The 15,414-nt window shown below is 63.9% G+C and carries 19 protein-coding genes; 8 read left to right on the top strand and 11 right to left on the bottom strand.

The genetic code is table 11. The features are described 5' to 3' along the window. Position 1: 1 nt before the first annotated feature. Together LQV39_RS21775 and LQV39_RS21780 are read right to left on the bottom strand one after the other, a co-directional pair. Entirely contained in the window at positions 2–1,549 is a 1,548-nt protein-coding gene (locus LQV39_RS21775; protein WP_230029217.1) for an ATP-binding protein, read from the bottom strand. A gap of 6 nt (positions 1,550–1,555) precedes the next feature. Further along, complete coding sequence (locus tag LQV39_RS21780) at positions 1,556–2,305, bottom strand: alpha/beta fold hydrolase (RefSeq protein ID WP_290368620.1); 750 nt, start codon at positions 2,303–2,305, stop codon at positions 1,556–1,558. A 210-nt stretch (positions 2,306–2,515) separates the two neighbouring features. Between LQV39_RS21780 and LQV39_RS21785 the strand changes: the two genes are divergently transcribed. Further along, positions 2,516–2,959, top strand: a complete 444-nt coding sequence (locus LQV39_RS21785) for a nuclear transport factor 2 family protein (RefSeq protein ID WP_230029221.1) — start codon at positions 2,516–2,518, stop codon at positions 2,957–2,959. On the opposite strand, the gene LQV39_RS21790 is transcribed toward LQV39_RS21785, so the two are convergent. From LQV39_RS21790 to LQV39_RS21805, 4 genes are all read right to left on the bottom strand, one after another. Further along, positions 2,956–4,026 carry a glycoside hydrolase family 43 protein gene (locus LQV39_RS21790; RefSeq protein WP_230029223.1) on the bottom strand — a complete coding sequence of 357 codons (1,071 nt, stop codon included), beginning with the start codon at positions 4,024–4,026 and terminating at the stop codon, positions 2,956–2,958. The two genes, LQV39_RS21785 and LQV39_RS21790, sit on opposite strands and share 4 nt — an antisense overlap. Before the next feature lie 121 nt (positions 4,027–4,147). Further along, positions 4,148–4,882, bottom strand: a complete 735-nt coding sequence (gene rph / locus LQV39_RS21795; protein ID WP_230029225.1) for a ribonuclease PH — start codon at positions 4,880–4,882, stop codon at positions 4,148–4,150. A gap of 13 nt (positions 4,883–4,895) precedes the next feature. After that, complete coding sequence (locus LQV39_RS21800; protein WP_230029227.1) at positions 4,896–5,822, bottom strand: PP2C family serine/threonine-protein phosphatase; 927 nt, start codon at positions 5,820–5,822, stop codon at positions 4,896–4,898. Between the two features lie 7 nt (positions 5,823–5,829). Then, on the bottom strand, positions 5,830–6,792 hold the full coding sequence (locus tag LQV39_RS21805; RefSeq protein ID WP_230029229.1) for a serine/threonine-protein kinase: 963 nt from the start codon (positions 6,790–6,792) through the stop codon (positions 5,830–5,832). Positions 6,793–6,907: 115 nt separating this feature from the next. Here LQV39_RS21805 and LQV39_RS21810 point away from each other — a divergent pair, with 115 nt between their 5' ends. The 4 genes from LQV39_RS21810 to LQV39_RS21825 all read left to right on the top strand — a co-directional run bounded on the left by LQV39_RS21810 (position 6,908) and on the right by LQV39_RS21825 (position 11,260). After that, the gene (locus tag LQV39_RS21810) at positions 6,908–7,795 is read left to right on the top strand and encodes a YicC/YloC family endoribonuclease (RefSeq protein ID WP_230029231.1); all 888 of its coding nucleotides are present in this window, start codon (positions 6,908–6,910) and stop codon (positions 7,793–7,795) included. A 200-nt stretch (positions 7,796–7,995) separates the two neighbouring features. Beyond that, complete coding sequence (gene gmk, locus LQV39_RS21815; RefSeq protein ID WP_230029233.1) at positions 7,996–8,643, top strand: guanylate kinase; 648 nt, start codon at positions 7,996–7,998, stop codon at positions 8,641–8,643. Between the two features lie 41 nt (positions 8,644–8,684). Further along, complete coding sequence (rpoZ, locus tag LQV39_RS21820; RefSeq protein WP_005665923.1) at positions 8,685–8,888, top strand: DNA-directed RNA polymerase subunit omega; 204 nt, start codon at positions 8,685–8,687, stop codon at positions 8,886–8,888. A gap of 128 nt (positions 8,889–9,016) precedes the next feature. Then, positions 9,017–11,260, top strand: coding sequence for a bifunctional (p)ppGpp synthetase/guanosine-3',5'-bis(diphosphate) 3'-pyrophosphohydrolase (locus LQV39_RS21825; protein ID WP_230029235.1), 2,244 nt, complete (start codon positions 9,017–9,019; stop codon positions 11,258–11,260). Positions 11,261–11,356: 96 nt separating this feature from the next. Here LQV39_RS21825 and LQV39_RS21830 read toward each other — a convergent pair whose 3' ends face one another. Beyond that, positions 11,357–11,722 (bottom strand): VOC family protein, encoded by a 366-nt coding sequence (locus LQV39_RS21830; RefSeq protein ID WP_230029357.1) that lies wholly within the window; start codon positions 11,720–11,722, stop codon positions 11,357–11,359. Between the two features lie 159 nt (positions 11,723–11,881). Between LQV39_RS21830 and LQV39_RS21835 the strand changes: the two genes are divergently transcribed. Then, entirely contained in the window at positions 11,882–12,199 is a 318-nt protein-coding gene (locus LQV39_RS21835; protein ID WP_230029238.1) for a multidrug efflux SMR transporter, read from the top strand. Here the strand turns inward: LQV39_RS21835 and LQV39_RS21840 are convergent. Together LQV39_RS21840 and LQV39_RS21845 are read right to left on the bottom strand one after the other, a co-directional pair. Next, on the bottom strand, positions 12,196–12,408 hold the full coding sequence (locus LQV39_RS21840; protein WP_230029240.1) for a hypothetical protein: 213 nt from the start codon (positions 12,406–12,408) through the stop codon (positions 12,196–12,198). The genes LQV39_RS21835 and LQV39_RS21840 overlap by 4 nt on opposite strands. A 15-nt stretch (positions 12,409–12,423) precedes the next feature. Next, a complete protein-coding gene (locus LQV39_RS21845; RefSeq protein ID WP_230029242.1) occupies positions 12,424–13,221 on the bottom strand; it encodes a prohibitin family protein in 798 nt (265 codons plus the stop codon). 235 nt (positions 13,222–13,456) lie between these two features. Here LQV39_RS21845 and LQV39_RS21850 point away from each other — a divergent pair, with 235 nt between their 5' ends. After that, positions 13,457–14,026: a hypothetical protein gene (locus LQV39_RS21850; RefSeq protein ID WP_230029244.1), complete on the top strand. Its 570-nt coding sequence runs from the start codon at positions 13,457–13,459 to the stop codon at positions 14,024–14,026. A gap of 22 nt (positions 14,027–14,048) precedes the next feature. Next, positions 14,049–14,315: a UBP-type zinc finger domain-containing protein gene (locus LQV39_RS21855; RefSeq protein ID WP_230029246.1), complete on the top strand. Its 267-nt coding sequence runs from the start codon at positions 14,049–14,051 to the stop codon at positions 14,313–14,315. Here the strand turns inward: LQV39_RS21855 and LQV39_RS21860 are convergent. Both LQV39_RS21860 and LQV39_RS21865 read right to left on the bottom strand, forming a co-directional pair. Continuing rightward, positions 14,299–14,616, bottom strand: coding sequence for a hypothetical protein (locus tag LQV39_RS21860; protein ID WP_230029248.1), 318 nt, complete (start codon positions 14,614–14,616; stop codon positions 14,299–14,301). The genes LQV39_RS21855 and LQV39_RS21860 overlap by 17 nt on opposite strands. A gap of 9 nt (positions 14,617–14,625) precedes the next feature. Continuing rightward, a complete protein-coding gene (locus LQV39_RS21865; protein ID WP_230029250.1) occupies positions 14,626–15,399 on the bottom strand; it encodes an AraC family transcriptional regulator in 774 nt (257 codons plus the stop codon). Between the last annotated feature and the right edge of the window lie 15 nt (positions 15,400–15,414).

The raw sequence follows: 15,414 nt of genomic DNA on the forward strand, positions 1-15,414 counted from the left end.
TTCAGGCGCCGGCGGCACGTGGCAACAGGGGCTCGAGCTGGGCGAAATCGATCGGCTTGGTCAGGTGATGGTCGAAACCCGCGCTGAAAGCCCGTTCACGGTCTTTCTGCTGTCCCCAGCCGGTGGTGGCAATCAGGGTCATGGCGGCGCCATTGGGCAACTGGCGCACCTGGCGCGCCAGTTCGTAACCGTTCATGTCGGGCAGGCCGATGTCGAGCAGGACCACCGACGGGCCGGCACTGGCGATGCGCTCCAGCGCCTGCGCCGCGGTATGCGCGACCGTCACTTCGCAGCCCAGCATGTCCAGCGCCATCGCCAGCATCTCGGCGGCGTCCTGGTTGTCGTCGACCACCACGATGCGGGCGCGGGCGGGGGCGGCTCGAACGGGCGCCTCCTCGGCCGGGCAGACCGAGCCTGCCGCCAGCGGCAGGCGCACGGTGAACGTGCTTCCCTTGCCGGGCCCGGCGCTGTCGGCGTGAATGCTGCCTCCGTGCAGTTCGACAATCCCGCGTACCAGGGCGAGGCCGATGCCAAGTCCGCCCTTGGCGCGCTCCAGCGCCGGCTCGAGTTGCGAGAACATCTCGAACACCGTGGCGAGCGCCGGCGCGGGAATACCGATGCCGTTGTCGCAGACCCGTATCTCGGCCAGCTCCGGCTCGCAATGCAGGTGCAGTTCGATGCGGCCGCCATCCGGCGTATATTTCGCGGCATTGGTGAGTAAATTGATCACGACCTGGGCCAGCCTGGTGGCGTCGCCGTCCACCATTACCGGCGCCTCGCAGACGAACAGGTGCAGGCTGTGCCGCGCCGCGTGCATTGTCTCGGCCATATCGAGGGCCGCGCTGCGCACGAGTGCGGACAGCTCCACCGGCGCACGGCGCAACTGCATGCGTCCTTGCGTGATACGCGAGACTTCCATCAGGTCGTCGACCAGCCGCGTGAGGTGGCGCAGCTGGCGGTCGAAGACCAGCAGCAGGCGGTCGTCGGCGGCCTGGCCGAACCTGAGCTTGAAGACGTCGAGCGCGCTGCGCATCGGCGCCAGCGGATTGCGCAGTTCGTGCGAGAGCGTAGCCAGGAATTCGTCCTTGCGGCGATCCGCCGCCGACAACTGCGCATTCAGCTTCTTCAGCTCGGCCTCGGCGGCTTCCGCGGCTTTGCGGGCGGCCAGCAGTTCGCGCTCGTAGGCGCGACGGTCGGATGCCTTGAACAAGGCCCAATGATCGACGATCCGGTCGCCATCCTGCTCCCGTACGATGTTGATCAGCATCGGCAAGCGCTCCTGGCGGCGGTTGCGCAGCTCCACCTGGATCTCGGCCACCGAGCCTTGCAGCTGGAGGATGGGCTGGCAATGCGTGTTGAAAAACAGGCGGGCGCCCACCGGCAGCAGGTCGCGCACCAGCACTTTGCCTACGAGGTCTTCTTCCTCGTAGCCGAGCCAGACACAGGCAGTCCTGTTGACCTTCAATACCAAGCCGTCGGCGGCAGTCAGCAGCAAGCCGCAGGCGGCGCGCGCGAACAGGGCCTCACCGGAAGGCGATGTGTCGTCCACTACATGTCAGCGCAGGGTTTGCGCAAGAAACTGGTCGATCGCCTGCGAACTCGCGGTGGGCGCGCTCATGTGCGGGCAATGGCCGACGTTTTCGATGATGTGCAGGGTGCTGACCGGCAGCTTGCGGTGCAGGAACTCGCCGACCGAGCGTGGCGCCACCATGTCGTCGCTGCATTGCAGGATCAGTGCAGGCACCTGCGAGTGCGCCACGTCCTCGCGGTGATCGGACAGGAAAGTCACGCGCGCAAAATGCTTGGCGATGTCGGGATCGTTGCGGCAGAAGCTGCTGGTCAGCTCTTCGCGCAGCTCGGGCCGGTCGGGAACGCCCATGATCGCCGGCGCCAGGCTGCTCGACCAGCCGAGGTAGTTCGCTTCCATCGTTTCCAGCAACTCGTCGATATCCTCGCGGCTGAAGCCGCCGACATAATCGCCATCGTTGATGTAGGAGGGCGATGGGCCGACCATGACCTGGGCGCTGAATTTTTCCGGCGCCTTGATCGTGGCGAGCAGGCCGATCATCGTGCTGACCGAGTGGCCGACGAAGACCACCGGACCGGTAGCAAACTCGTCGATAATCTCCAGCAGGTCGTCGGCGTAGCCGTGCAGGGTATTGTATTTCTCGCGGCTGTACGCCGTCAGGTCCGACCGGCCACTGCCGACCAGGTCGAATGCAATCGTACGGAAGCGTTCTTCATAGGCCGGGGCAAGGAAACGCCACATGGTCTGGTCGCACCCGAATCCGTGAGCGAACACCATGGTCGCTCCGCCACTGCCAGAGACGTTAACGTTGTTGCGGGCTTTCACGAGCGACATCGTTTATTTCTCCCGGAGAAAATTTAACATTTGGCATTATACCTGTAAAGGCTACGCAGGGACGCGAGCGCGCGCACGGCAGTTCTTGACTTCCTCAAGGGTGGTACTAGGCTGATTCATCGGTCATTGGGACCGGGTCACGGGAGAGCTGCGATGGATGCCCAGCAAAACAAGCAAGTGGTGCAAGACGCCTATCAACAATTCCTGAGCGGCGACATCCGCGGCGTGATCGAACGCTGCGACGACCAGGCTGAATGGTATAGCCCGGACTCGGATCACATTCCCTTTGCCGGCACCTTCCACGGCAAGCAGGGCATTGCCGAGTTCTTCGCCAGGATGGATGCCACTGCCCAGCCTACACGTTTCGAACCGCAGGAATTCATCGCGGAAGGCGACAAGGTCGTGGTGCAGGGGCAGGCCACCTGGCATGCCAAGCAGACCGGGCGCAGCTTCGACACACCCTTCATCCACGTCTTTACCCTACGCGACGGCAAGGTCACACGCTTTGAAGCGCATGCCGACACGGCGGCCGGCGAGCGCGCCTTCCGCCTCGACCAGCCCGGCCAGGCAGCGGCCAGCAGCCAGCTGCACCATTAAACCTTGGGGACGAGCGGCCGCGGCGCCACGCCTTCGTTGGTCATGACGACCGGCCGTATCGTCCCATCCTCGTTGAAGTACAAGCGGTCAATGGCCATCTCGCGGTGATGCCCGTTCTTGTCCTGCAAAGGACGGCGGTGATAGGCGATATACCAGTCGTCGGTCCCCGGCACGTTCACCACCGAGTGATGCCCTGCCCCGCGCGCGATCTTGCCGTCCTGCGCCAGGATCGTCCCTATCCGCTTGAACGGCCCGAACGGCGACGACCCCATGGCATAGGCCACGCGGTAGTCCGGCCCGGTCCACCCTCCCTCCGACCACATCAGGTAATACACGCCCTTGCGCTTGGCCATGAAGGAGCCTTCCACGTACTCGGGGTCGGGCGTGATCTCCTTGTAGGTCGAGCCGTCCGGGAAGGGCACGAGGCTGAGCAGGTCGGGCGCCAGCTTGACCACGTTGGCGTGCTTCCAGCCGCCGTAATACATGTAGAGCTGGCCGTCGTCGTCCTTGAAGACCATCTGGTCGATCGGCTGGGCGCCGTTGACGATCTCGCCGATCAGGGGCTTGCCGAGGGCATCCCTGAACGGTCCTTCAGGACGGTCGCTGACGGCCACGCCGATGCCGCCGGGCTGGCCGTTGCTCTTGATGTCGTTGGCGCCGAAGAACAGGTAGTACTTGCCCTTGTGCTCGATGGCCGAGGGCGCCCACACGGCGTAGGCAGCCCAGGCCACGTTCTCGACGTCGAGCGCGCGCTCGTGCTTCGTCCAGTGCACCAGGTCGGGCGAGGAAAACACGTCGAGGAAGGTCTGCTTCAGGTAGGGCTCCCAGATCAGGTCCTTCCGGGCGCGCATTTTTTCCTGCTGCGGCGTTAACTTGCTGGCGCGGGCCGGCTTGCCGAAATCGTCCGAATAGGTCGGGTAGATCCAGTACTGGCCCTTGAAGATGCGGATTTCCGGGTCGGCATACCAGCCGGGGACGATCGGGTTGGCCGCATGGGCGAGTGTGCCGGCGGCTGCCATCAGCAGCGAGACCAGGGCGTGCGTGACGAGGCGTGGATTTTTTTTCATCGCTCTTCTCAATGCGTCTCCGAAAAACCCATTATCGCCGACGAAAAAGACAGGTGCGCCGAAAACGCCGCGCGCCCCCGGCTGTTTCGTGGATCCGCGTAAACGCAGCCCGTTCTCGCCCTTAGCCGGCCAGGCCCAGCGCCTGCTTCTGCAGGGTCACCAGTTCGCGGATGCCTTTGTCGGCCAGGTCCAGCAGGCGGTTCATGCCGGCGCGCGAGAAGGCCGCGCCTTCGGCCGTGCCCTGTACTTCGACAAAGTGGCCGAGGTCGGTCATCACCACGTTCATGTCGGTGTCGCAGTCCGAATCTTCGATGTAGTCGAGGTCGAGCACCGGCATGCCCTTGTAGACGCCCACCGAGACGGCCGCCACGAACTGCTTGACCGGCACCGAGGCGATCATGCCGCGGCCCACCAGCGCATTGAAGGCGTCGTAGGCGGCGACCATCGCGCCGGTGATCGAGGCGGTGCGGGTGCCGCCGTCGGCCTGGATCACGTCGCAGTCCAGGTGCAGGGTGCGCTCGCCAAATGCCTCGAGGTCGAACGCGGCGCGCAGCGAGCGGCCGATCAGGCGCTGGATCTCCTGGGTGCGGCCGGACTGCTTGCCGCGCGCGGCCTCACGGTCCATGCGCGTGTGCGTCGAGCGCGGCAGCATGCCGTATTCGGCCGTCATCCAGCCCTGCCCTTTGCCCTTCAGGAAGCCGGGCACCTTCTCTTCGATGCTGGCGGTGCAGATCACCTTGGTGTCGCCGCATTCGATCAGCACCGAGCCCTCGGCGTGCCTGGTGTACTGGCGGGTAATGCGGATGGCGCGCAGCTGGTCGACGGCGCGGTTGCTCGGTCGCGTGGTGAAAGTCATGATGGATCCTTTGTTATTTGAGTAGCTGGGATGATTTCTCGATCGCGTCGCGGATCTCGGCGATCGCCTTTTCGATGTCCTCGTCGCCGAAGTCGTCCACCGGGCTTGCTGCCGGCTCCTCGGCCAGGCGGGTCGTGACTTCGCCCTCCGGCAGCATCAGGGTCGAGACCATGCCCTCGTCGCCGCTGGATGGGGCGTCGTGCGCGCCCTGCCACTGGATGGCGAGGGCCGTGGTGTTGTCGCCGCGCGGGCCGGCAATCGCGGTGGCCATGCCGATCATGTCCGGCACCGCCTGCACGATGGTGTGGGTAGAGAGCTGGTGCACGATCTCGGTATCCGGCAGGATGCCCCACAAGCCGTCGGAGCAGAGCAGCAGCACGTCGCCCGGCTCAAGGCTGGACTGGCGCGACAGCTCGACCTTCGGTGGCGTCGACGCGCCCAGGCAGCTATAGAGTTTATTCCGGTCGGGGTGGGTGCCGCGTTCGCTGGGGTCGGCCAGGCCCTTGGCGATCAGGTGCTCGATGTGCGAATGGTCGCGCGTGCGCGCCAGGATCTGGCCGCGCCGCAGCCAGTACAGGCGCGAGTCGCCGCAGTGTGCCCAGACCGCGCAGTTGTGCTGGACCAGGCAGGCGACGATGGTGGTGCGCGGGTTGTCCGGCATGCCGTGCTCGCGGGCGTAGCGCTGGATCGCTTCGTGCGCCTGCTCGAAGGCGTCCTCGAGGAAGCGCTCAGGCTTCTTTACATACGGCGTGGCCTGGCTGCGGAACAGGGTCGACATGGTCTGCAGGGCGATGCTGGCCGCGACCTCGCCGCGCTGGTGGCCGCCCATGCCGTCGGCGAGCACCAGCAGCAGGGCTTCGCGCGTGTAGCTGTAGCCCATGCGGTCCTGGTTGACCTTGCGGCCGCCGATATGGCTTTGCTGGTAGACGGAAAACTGCATGGCGTTCCTAAGCGAAGGGATTGATGCGGCTGACCAGGCTGCGCCAGCCGGATGCGGGGGATTCTTCAGCCGGCGCCGGCGCTGCGGGGGGTCCCGCTTGCAGCACCTTCTGCACCGCGAATACGCTCTGCGGCCGCGCCAGCGGGTCCATCGCCAGGCAGGACTTCACCATCGCCAGCAACTCGGGCGACCAGGCGCCATCCAGTTTGGCGAAGCGCTCCGCCATGTCGTCGCGTGCCTTGCGCTGGTCGGCCGGCTGCGGCGGCGCGGCGGCCATGCAGGCGTAGATCGCGGCGCCGATGCTGTAGATGTCGGTCCAGGGGCCGAGCGTGGCGCCCTTGGCATACAGCTCGGGGGCGGCAAAGCCGGGGGTGTACATCGGCGCCAGGGTCGGCGAATCGGTGTTGATGGTCTGGCGCGCGGCGCCGAAGTCCAGCAGCAGCGGCGTGCCGTCGGTACGCAGGTAGATATTGGCCGGCTTCAGGTCCAGGTGCAGCAGCTTGTTGGCATGGACCTCGCGCAGGCCGCCGCAGACGCCCTTGAAGGCCTGGCGGATGAAGCCTTCGCTGGCGCGCTGGCTCCTGGCCATCAGGCGCGAGATCTGCTCCTGCAGCGAGTGACCGGATTCGTAGGCCATCACCATATACACGGTGTCGTTGGCGCGGAAGAAGTTCAGGACCCGCACCACGTTGGGATGGACGATTTTCGCAAGCGCCCTGCCCTCCTCGAAGAAGCACTTCAGGCCGATACGGAATACCGGCAGATTGGCTTTCGAGATGATGGGAATCAGCTGGCCTGGCTGGCGCAGCGCGAGGGCGCTGGGCAGGTATTCCTTGATCGCGACCGCATTGCCGTCGCCGTCATATGCAAGATAAACAATACTGAACCCGCCGGACGCAATTTTCTTTACAATGCGATATCCGCCAATTTCCAGCCCTTCGGGCAGGGGAGCGTTATTTTGTGCAGCCATTTGGGAATATTCCTTGCGTAACACGGCGATTGTGTGGATAAATCACCGCTTTGTAAAGAATAAAGGGATCGACCAGATCCCAGATTAGCCGGGGACTCCATTGAGCATTTCTAGCATGACAGGTTATGCGGTCGCCACCAGCGAAGGCGCTGCTGGCACCCTCACGATCGAAATCAAGAGCGTCAACTCGCGCTTCCTCGATCTGCAGTTCCGCATCAACGACGAGCTGCGTGCGCTCGAACCGGACTTGCGCTCGGCGATCATGGCTGCGATCACGCGCGGCAAGGTAGAAGTCCGCCTCTCCTTCGGCCGCAAGGCCGCGAGCGGCTCCCAGGCGCTGAACCAGGAACTGCTGGCCGACCTCGCGCGGCTGCAGGAAGAAGTCTCGCGCCACTTCGCCTCCGCGCCCCAGATGACGGTGGCCGAACTGCTGCGCTGGCCGGGCGTGATCGAAGAAGCGCAAGTGGGCCAGGAATCGCTGCAGGCCGACGTCGCCGAGCTCACCAGGCAGGTGGTCGCCTCCTTCGTCGACAGCCGCAAGCGCGAAGGCGCAGCCCTGGAAGCGATGCTGCTGTCGCGCATCGAATCGATGGAAGCCATCGTCAAGCGCATCACGCCGCTGATCCCGCAGGTGATCTCGCAGTTCCAGCAGAAGGCGGTCGAACGCATGCAGGATGCGCTGGGCCTGGCTGGCCACGGCAATCCGCAGGTACTGACACGACAGGAAGTCTTCGAACGGATTCGCCAGGAAGTCACCTTGTATGGCATCCGCATCGACGTTTCCGAAGAGCTGTCGCGCCTGACCGCGCATTTGAACGAGACCCGCCACATCCTGAAAAAAGGCGGCCAGGTCGGCAAGCGCCTCGACTTCATGATGCAGGAGCTGAACCGCGAAGCGAACACGCTGGGCGCCAAGGCTTCGGTCAAGGAACTGGCGGATGCATCGATGGAGCTCAAGCTGCTGATCGAGCAGATGCGGGAGCAGGTACAAAACCTCGAATAATCGAGGGTCCTTAATTCGGGGTCAGAGCCCACCCGTGAACACCGGGCTCTGACCCCGAATTAACGACCCGACTGACTATATGCCTGGCTTTAATGCTTGGCACACGTGGGCACGGGGTGCCCACCCTACGGACGTGTAGGGTGGGCACCCCGTGCCCACGGGCATTGTAAATATCGAATACACGTAACAAAGGAACAACCATGATCACCAACGCCTTCTCCGGCAGCCTGTTCATTGTCGCCGCCCCGTCCGGCGCCGGTAAATCGACCCTGGTGAATGCCCTGCTGGCGCAGGAGCCGGGCATCAAGCTGTCGATCTCGACCACCACGCGCCCGCCGCGCCCGGGCGAGCAGGACGGCGTCCATTACCAGTTCACCACCGCCGAGGATTTCGTCGCGCGCGCCGACCGCGGCGAGTTCCTGGAATGGGCCGAGGTGCACGGCAATTACTACGGGACCAGCCGCCTGATCGTCGAACAGGAAATGAAGAACGGCACCGACATCCTGCTGGAGATCGACTGGCAGGGTGCGCGCCAGGTGAAGAAGCTGTTCCCGGATGCGGCCGGCATCTTCATCCTGCCGCCGTCGATCGCGGCACTGGAAGAGCGCCTGCACAAGCGCGGCACCGACGAACCGCACATCATCACCCGTCGTTTGCTGGCTGCGGGCGGCGAGATCGCTCACGCTCCCGAGTTCGAATATGCTATCATCAACGAAGAGTTCAACGTCGCCCTGTCCGAGCTGCAGGCGATTGTCAAAGCGACACGAGCACGTTTCGCCCAGCAGGCGGCCCGCAATGCTTCGCTGTTTGCACAGTTAGGAATCCACGCGCATCAACCGCAAAGCTGATCCTCCCGGGTTAGCGACCGATTATCATTTTGGAGTAGACCATGGCCCGCATTACCATCGAAGATTGCCTGAAAAACGTCCCGAACCGTTTCCAGCTGACCCTGGCCGCCACCTACCGCGCCCGCCAGCTGCTGCAGGGCCACACCCCGAAAGTCGAAGCCAAGGACAAGCCGACCGTCGTCGCCCTGCGTGAAATCGCTGCGGGTAAGGTTGGCCTGGAAATGCTGAAAAAGGTCCCGATGTAATTTTTGGGGTCAGATCCCGCACTTTACGGGTAGGATCTGACCCCAACTGATTTCTAGTGCCTGAGCTCGGTTCCTCCCTTGGTCCAATCTGTTATGCTGTCCCCATACAGCGGCTGATTTCTTAGAGTATGACCTTGTCCCCACCGGATTCCATCCACTCAGGCACCACCAAGGGCCGGCCCAGCCGGTCCGCAAGCAAGCCGCACGAAGCCGAACCGGCGCCTGCTCCAGGCGTCGCGTCGATTTCCCACCTCGCCAGCAAGCTGGCCGAATACCTCACGCCCGCCGAACTCAAGAAGGTCAAGGAAGCCTACCGCTTCTCCGACGAGATGCACCTCGGCCAGGTACGCAAGTCGGGCGAACCCTATATCTCCCACCCGATCGCCGTCGCCGAGATCTGCGCCGACTGGAAGCTGGACGCCCAGGCCATCATGGCCGCGCTGCTGCACGACGTGATCGAGGACCAGGACGTCAAGAAGGAAGAGCTGCTCGAGCGCTTCGGCCCGCAGGTCGCGAACCTGGTCGACGGCCTGTCCAAGCTGGAGAAGATCGAATTCCAGAGCGTGGTCGAGGCCCAGGCCGAGAACTTCCGCAAGATGCTGCTGGCCATGGCGTCCGACGTGCGCGTCATCCTGATCAAGCTGGCCGACCGCCTGCACAACATGCGCACGCTGGGCGTGATGGCGCCCGCCAAGAAGCGCCGCATCGCCGGCGAGACCATGGAAGTCTACGTGCCGATCGCGCACCGGCTCGGCCTGAACGACATCTACCGCGAGCTGCAGGACCTGTCCTTCTCGCACCTGTACCCGCTGCGCTACCAGACCCTGGCGAAGGCGATCAAGGCCGCGCGCGGCAACCGCCGCGAAGTGGTCAAGAAGATCCTCGACGCGGTCAAGAACACGCTCGCCGCGGCCGGCATCCAGGCCGAAGTCTACGGCCGCGAGAAGACCCTGTTTGGCATCTACAAGAAGATGCGCAACAAGCACCTGTCGTTCTCGCAGGTGCTGGACGTGTACGGCTTCCGCGTGGTCGTCGACACCGTCCCGAACTGTTATGTGGCGCTCGGCACCCTGCACGCCCTGTACAAGCCGATGCCCGGCAAGTTCAAGGACTACATCGCGATCCGCAAGATCAACGGCTACCAGTCGCTGCACACCTCCCTGATCGGCCCCTACGGCACCCCGGTCGAATTCCAGATCCGCACCCAGGAAATGCACCGCACCGCGGAAAGCGGCGTGGCGGCGCACTGGCTGTACAAGACCGGCGACCAGAACATGTCGGACCTGCAGCAGCGTACCCACGCCTGGCTGCAGTCGCTGCTCGACATCCAGCAGCAGACCGGCGACTCGGCCGAGTTCCTCGAGCACGTCAAGGTCGACCTGTTCCCGGATTCGGTGTATGTGTTCACGCCGAAGTCGAAGATCATCGCCCTGCCGCGCGGCGCCACCCCGCTGGACTTCGCGTACTCGATCCACACCGGCATCGGCGACCATACCGTGTCGGTCAAGATCAACCACGAGCCGGCCCAGCTGCGCACCGAGCTGCGCAATGGCGACATCGTCGAGATCGAGACCGACCCGGATTCGAGGCCCAGCCCGACCTGGCTGTCCTTTGTCCGCACCGGCAAGGCGCGCTCCGCGATCCGCCACTACCTGCGCACCATCAACCTGAACGAATCGGTGGAGCTGGGTCAGGAACTGCTGTCGCAGGCGCTGGCGCAACTGGGCATCAAGGGCGAGCTGCAGCAATCGACCATCGAGAAGCTGCTGGCCGAGTCCTCGGCCAAGTCGATGGACGAGCTGTACGCCGACGTCGGCATCGGCAAGCGCATGCCGGCGCTGGTGGCGCGCCACATCTTCGGCCTGATGGATGGCGCGGTCGACACCGTGCCGGCCCAGGACAGCCCGGGCGGCCCCGAGCTCAATCCGGTCACGATCTACGGCAGCGAAGGCGTGTCGGTGCAGCTGGCGCCCTGCTGCCTGCCGATCCCCGGCGACCAGATCATGGGCCAGCTGCGCCGCGACCAGGGCCTGGTGGTCCACACCGGCGACTGCTCTCAAGCCAAGCGCCTGCGCAACAAGGAACCGGACCGCTGGATCCCCGTCGAGTGGGGCAATGAGCTGAACCGCCGCTTCGACTGCCGCATCCGTCTTCTGATCAACAACGAGAAGGGCATCCTCGCCAGAGTCGCCGCCGAGATCGGCGAGTCCGACGCCAACATCACCTATGTGGGCATGGACGAGGACGACGAACACATGATGACCCAGCTGCGCTTCACCATCCAGGTGAAGGACCGCGTGCACCTGGCCCACCTGATCCGCAACCTGCGGCGCGTGGCGGGGGTGAACCGGGTCGAGCGCGAGCGGACCTGATCGTCGTTCCCGCGAAGGCGGGAACCCAAGTTTGCAAGCGCTACCGAAACGCGGACAGAACTTGGGTCCCCGCCTCCGCGGGAACGACGGTATCACTCACCGCACCGCAGCCAGATCGAACACCGGGTTGTAGATCAAACCCAGCACATTCCCAAACGGATCCTTCAACTCCGCCACCTTGATCCCCTCCCCCACCTCCTGAATCGCCTCGTGCTCCGTCGCGCCCAGCCCGACGATGCGCGCGACCTCGGCCTCGATATCGTCCACACCCCAGTACACCACCGAGCCCGCCGTGCCCGGCGTCCCGTCCGGCACCAGGCCGAGCTCGAAGCCGCCGATGGCGAAGCCGACGTAGAACGGCTGGTCGAAATAAGGCGCCGCGCCGAACACCTCGGTGAACCAGGCCTTGGCCTTGTCGAGGTCGGCCACGGGGTACTTCACGGTACGCAATCCCTTGATCATGATGATGGTCTCCTGATATCCCTGTCAAAGCGACATCATGCCATCCCGCCGGGGCGCAGTATTGGAAAAATGGAAGGTGGGCTACAATGCGGGACCAGGCGGACGACCGCCCCCATCCGGGAACACATTCGGGACGGCCCGTTTTTCAAGGGAGCCGCCATGGCCTGGATCTTGTTAATCGTCGCCGGACTGTTCGAAGTCGTGTGGGCGTATTCGATGAAACTGTCGAATGGCTTCACCCATCTCACTTATTCCCTCATTACCGTCGTCATGATGATGGCGAGCTTCGGCTTGCTGTCCGTCGCCATGCGCAGCCTGCCTTTGGGTACGGCTTATACGGTCTGGACCGGCATCGGCGCGATCGGCGCCTTCATCGTCGGCATCGTGTTTTTGGGCGAACAGATCGGCCCGATGCGCATCTGTGCCGCGGTGTTGATTGTCAGCGGGCTTGTGCTGATGAAGCTCTCGGCGCATTAATCGGCCAGCTGGTCCACCATCTGGCCGATGCCGGCGTATTCATGGAATACGTCGTCGAGCCAGGTGGCGATTTCCGGCGCCGCCACATCCGGCGGAATCATCACATCGATCAGTCTTGTGCGCTTCCCCAGTTCGGCGCGATAAACGATCCATTCTTCGTTTTCGCGCCGGACTTCGACCCGGAAGCGGCCATAAATATCGAATTTCATGACCGCTCCCATCGCTTACTTCGCGCCGTTGACGTTAATGAAGGGGATTGCACCGCCCGACACATTGGGCAGCTTGCCGTCCCACTTATCGATGGCATGGCGCTGGTTTTCCATTTCGCGCAGGCGAATCAGTTCCGGCGTCACCTGCTGGCGCTGGATGGCCAGCGATTCGGCTTCGGCCCGGGCCTGGGCAACGCGCTGCTTGGCTTCCACTTCGATGCGCAGCAGGTCGCGTTCCGCCTTCAGTTTCAGCTGCTCGGCCGTGGTCTTGGCTTCGATCGCTTCATTGAAGGAGCGCGAGAAGTTGAAGTTCACGATAGAGAACTCGTCGACCACGATGCCGTGGCGCCCGAGGCGTTCGCGCAGCTGGGCCACGATCTGGTCGCGCACGTCGGTGCGCTTGGCGATCAGCTCCTCGGCGGTAAAGCGCGCGGTGACGGCCTTCACGGCTTCCTGCACCGACGGGATGATGATACGGGTGCCCGGCTCGTTGCCCAGGTCGCGGAACACCGTCACGGCGGCCGATGGCTGCACGTGGTAGTTCAGCGCCACGCGGGTGTGCACGATCTGCAGGTCGCGCGAAGCGGCGTCGCCGTCGCCCTCACCCTTCTGGATCGAGACGTTGACCAGGTTGAGCTTCTGCGCCAGCGGAATGCGGAAGTGGATGCCTTCGCTCAGCACCTCGCTGCTCGGGCTGCCGAACGTCGTCATCACGCCCCGGTGTCCCGCCGGCACGGTGCCGAATGGCGCGAGCGATACCACGAGGATCAGTGCGACGACGATACCGATCACCTTCAATGGCAACCTGTTCATTTCAATTCCCTTTCCATGAGTTCTGCCCAGGCACACTGTCTTGGCAGGCCGTTGTGTTTATGAACGACCAACAAAGTGTATAGCGGTGGAATTTATAAAAACATCAGGAAATTTGGATGATCTGGTGCGGGAAATGCGAAGTTGGCTGTCACGGCCTGGCGCAGATTGTTTGCTTTTTCAGCAATAGCACTCGTACACTGGCTTTCGTTCGCCCTTATTCGACCCGAGGTTTTCGATGTTTCTCTTTACTTGCGAAACGAGATGCGACGAATCCCTGGCCTTTCCGTCCAGGCTGCGTCCCGCCGTTCGGGAAGCCGTCGCATTGCTCGATGCGGGAGAAATGCGTTCATTACGCCAGGCGTTCATGGTCAACCTGGATCGAGAAATCCTCCTCATCCCATATCGGCTTTATTACAGGCCTGAGGTATTGCGCCGCGAACTAGGCAATTCCCACGGGGTCTCCAGGCTCATCATTGCGTGCCTTGGAACGCGGCACTACGACGGCTACTTGCGCCAGGATTGTCTGAAGGAGCTTCTTGCCAGCGACGAGGCCTGGGTGACGCCCTATCTCCTTCAAGTGGCCGGCGAATATGTTGTCGAGATTGCGGACGATGTCGCCAGGGGCATCGTCACGCGCGACGCTGCCACGCTTGGCGCATTTGCGTTGGAAAATCCGGACTATCTGGCGACACTCGAGCGCCGCGCGACAAGTTATTGGAGCTACTATCATCGGGGGGCTTATCCCGACCGCAATCACTATCCAGGGCTTCAAGTCCTGGCTGTGTTGCGCCAAGTTCTGCAGTGACTACTTTCGATCAGGAGCCTCTATGAGCCAGGACTGCGCCCACTTCCATCAAATCGCCACCCGCAAGGGCAATACCGAGGGCTGCGAAGAATGCCTGCAAACCGGCGACAGCTGGGTGCACCTGCGCGTCTGCCTGACTTGCGGTCACGTCGGCTGCTGCGACGATTCGAAAAACAAGCACGCGACCAGGCATTACCACGTCACCGGACATCCGGTGATCCGCTCCGACGAGCCGGGAGAAACCTGGGGTTGGTGCTACGCAGACAAGCTGTTCAAAGATCCGGTGTAGCCGATCCCAGGCTGCTCCGCAACCAGTCCCGCCCGCGCCCGTCCAGCGCCTTCGCGATCACCTCGGCCGGCAGGCTGTACACGGTGGCCCAGGTCGCCCGCCCATCCGCTGCATTCGACGGGAAGCTGCTGGTCTCGATCGGCCAGTGGTATTTGCGTTTCAGCGAGCGCACGATGGCGGCGAGGGTCACGCGCCCGCGCAGGGGCTCGGCGCCGGCCTGGTCGGCGTTGGACAGCAGGATCGCGAGGACTTGGCCGCGCCCTGTGCGCGGACCGGGGAAGATGGGGGTTTTCTTGGCCATGCCGGCATTCTAGCCGGGCCGGCTGGACTGTGGCCGCGCAAACGCTTCCGGCGTCTCGCCGGCAAACTGCTGGAACTCGTGGATCAGGTGCGACTGGTCGTAGTAGCCGCACTCGCCCGCCAGCCCGGCCCAGTCGATCGCGCCGGATGCAACACGCAGGGCCGCGCTGGCGCGCCTGAAGCGGCACACCATGGCAAAGGTCTTGGCGTTCAGGCCGACCCGCTCGCGGAAGTGCAGCGCCAGGTGCTGGCGCGAGACGCCCAGCGTGCTCGCCAGCGCCTCGACCTTCAACACGCCGCCGGCACGTTCGATCAAGCCGACGGCCGTGCGCACCAGCCGGCCGGCACGCTCCGCGTCATCGAAACGCAAGCGCCTCAGCAGCGCGTCCTCGATCACCGCCAGGCGCTGCTCAAGCGATAAGGAGCGCTCCCACAACGCCGCCGCCAGCGCCTCGGCCTCGTCGCGCGGCCACAGCTCGGACAGTCCAGGATGCCCATCCTGCAGCACATCCAGCGGCACATCGAAAAACGCACGCGCCGCACCGGGCAGGAAACGCACCGCCACCGTCAGCACCGGCGCCGCCACCTCGACCCGGTGCGGGCGCGACATCATGCCGGCCACCAAGCCGAGCGGCGCGCGGTCCTGCCACAGGATATCGATGCAGTTATCGGGCAGCACGCGGTGGCGCACCGGCGCGCCGCTCGGGACGGCATGGCTGGTCCACAGGCAGGCAACGTGGCCGGCCAGGGCCGGATGCGGCGGGAATTCGCGGTACAGGTGCATGAAGGCAGTATAGTC

This window comes from Massilia sp. Bi118, assembly GCF_918697865.1.
In the GTDB taxonomy this organism is placed as follows: Bacteria; Pseudomonadota; Gammaproteobacteria; order Burkholderiales; family Burkholderiaceae_D; genus Telluria.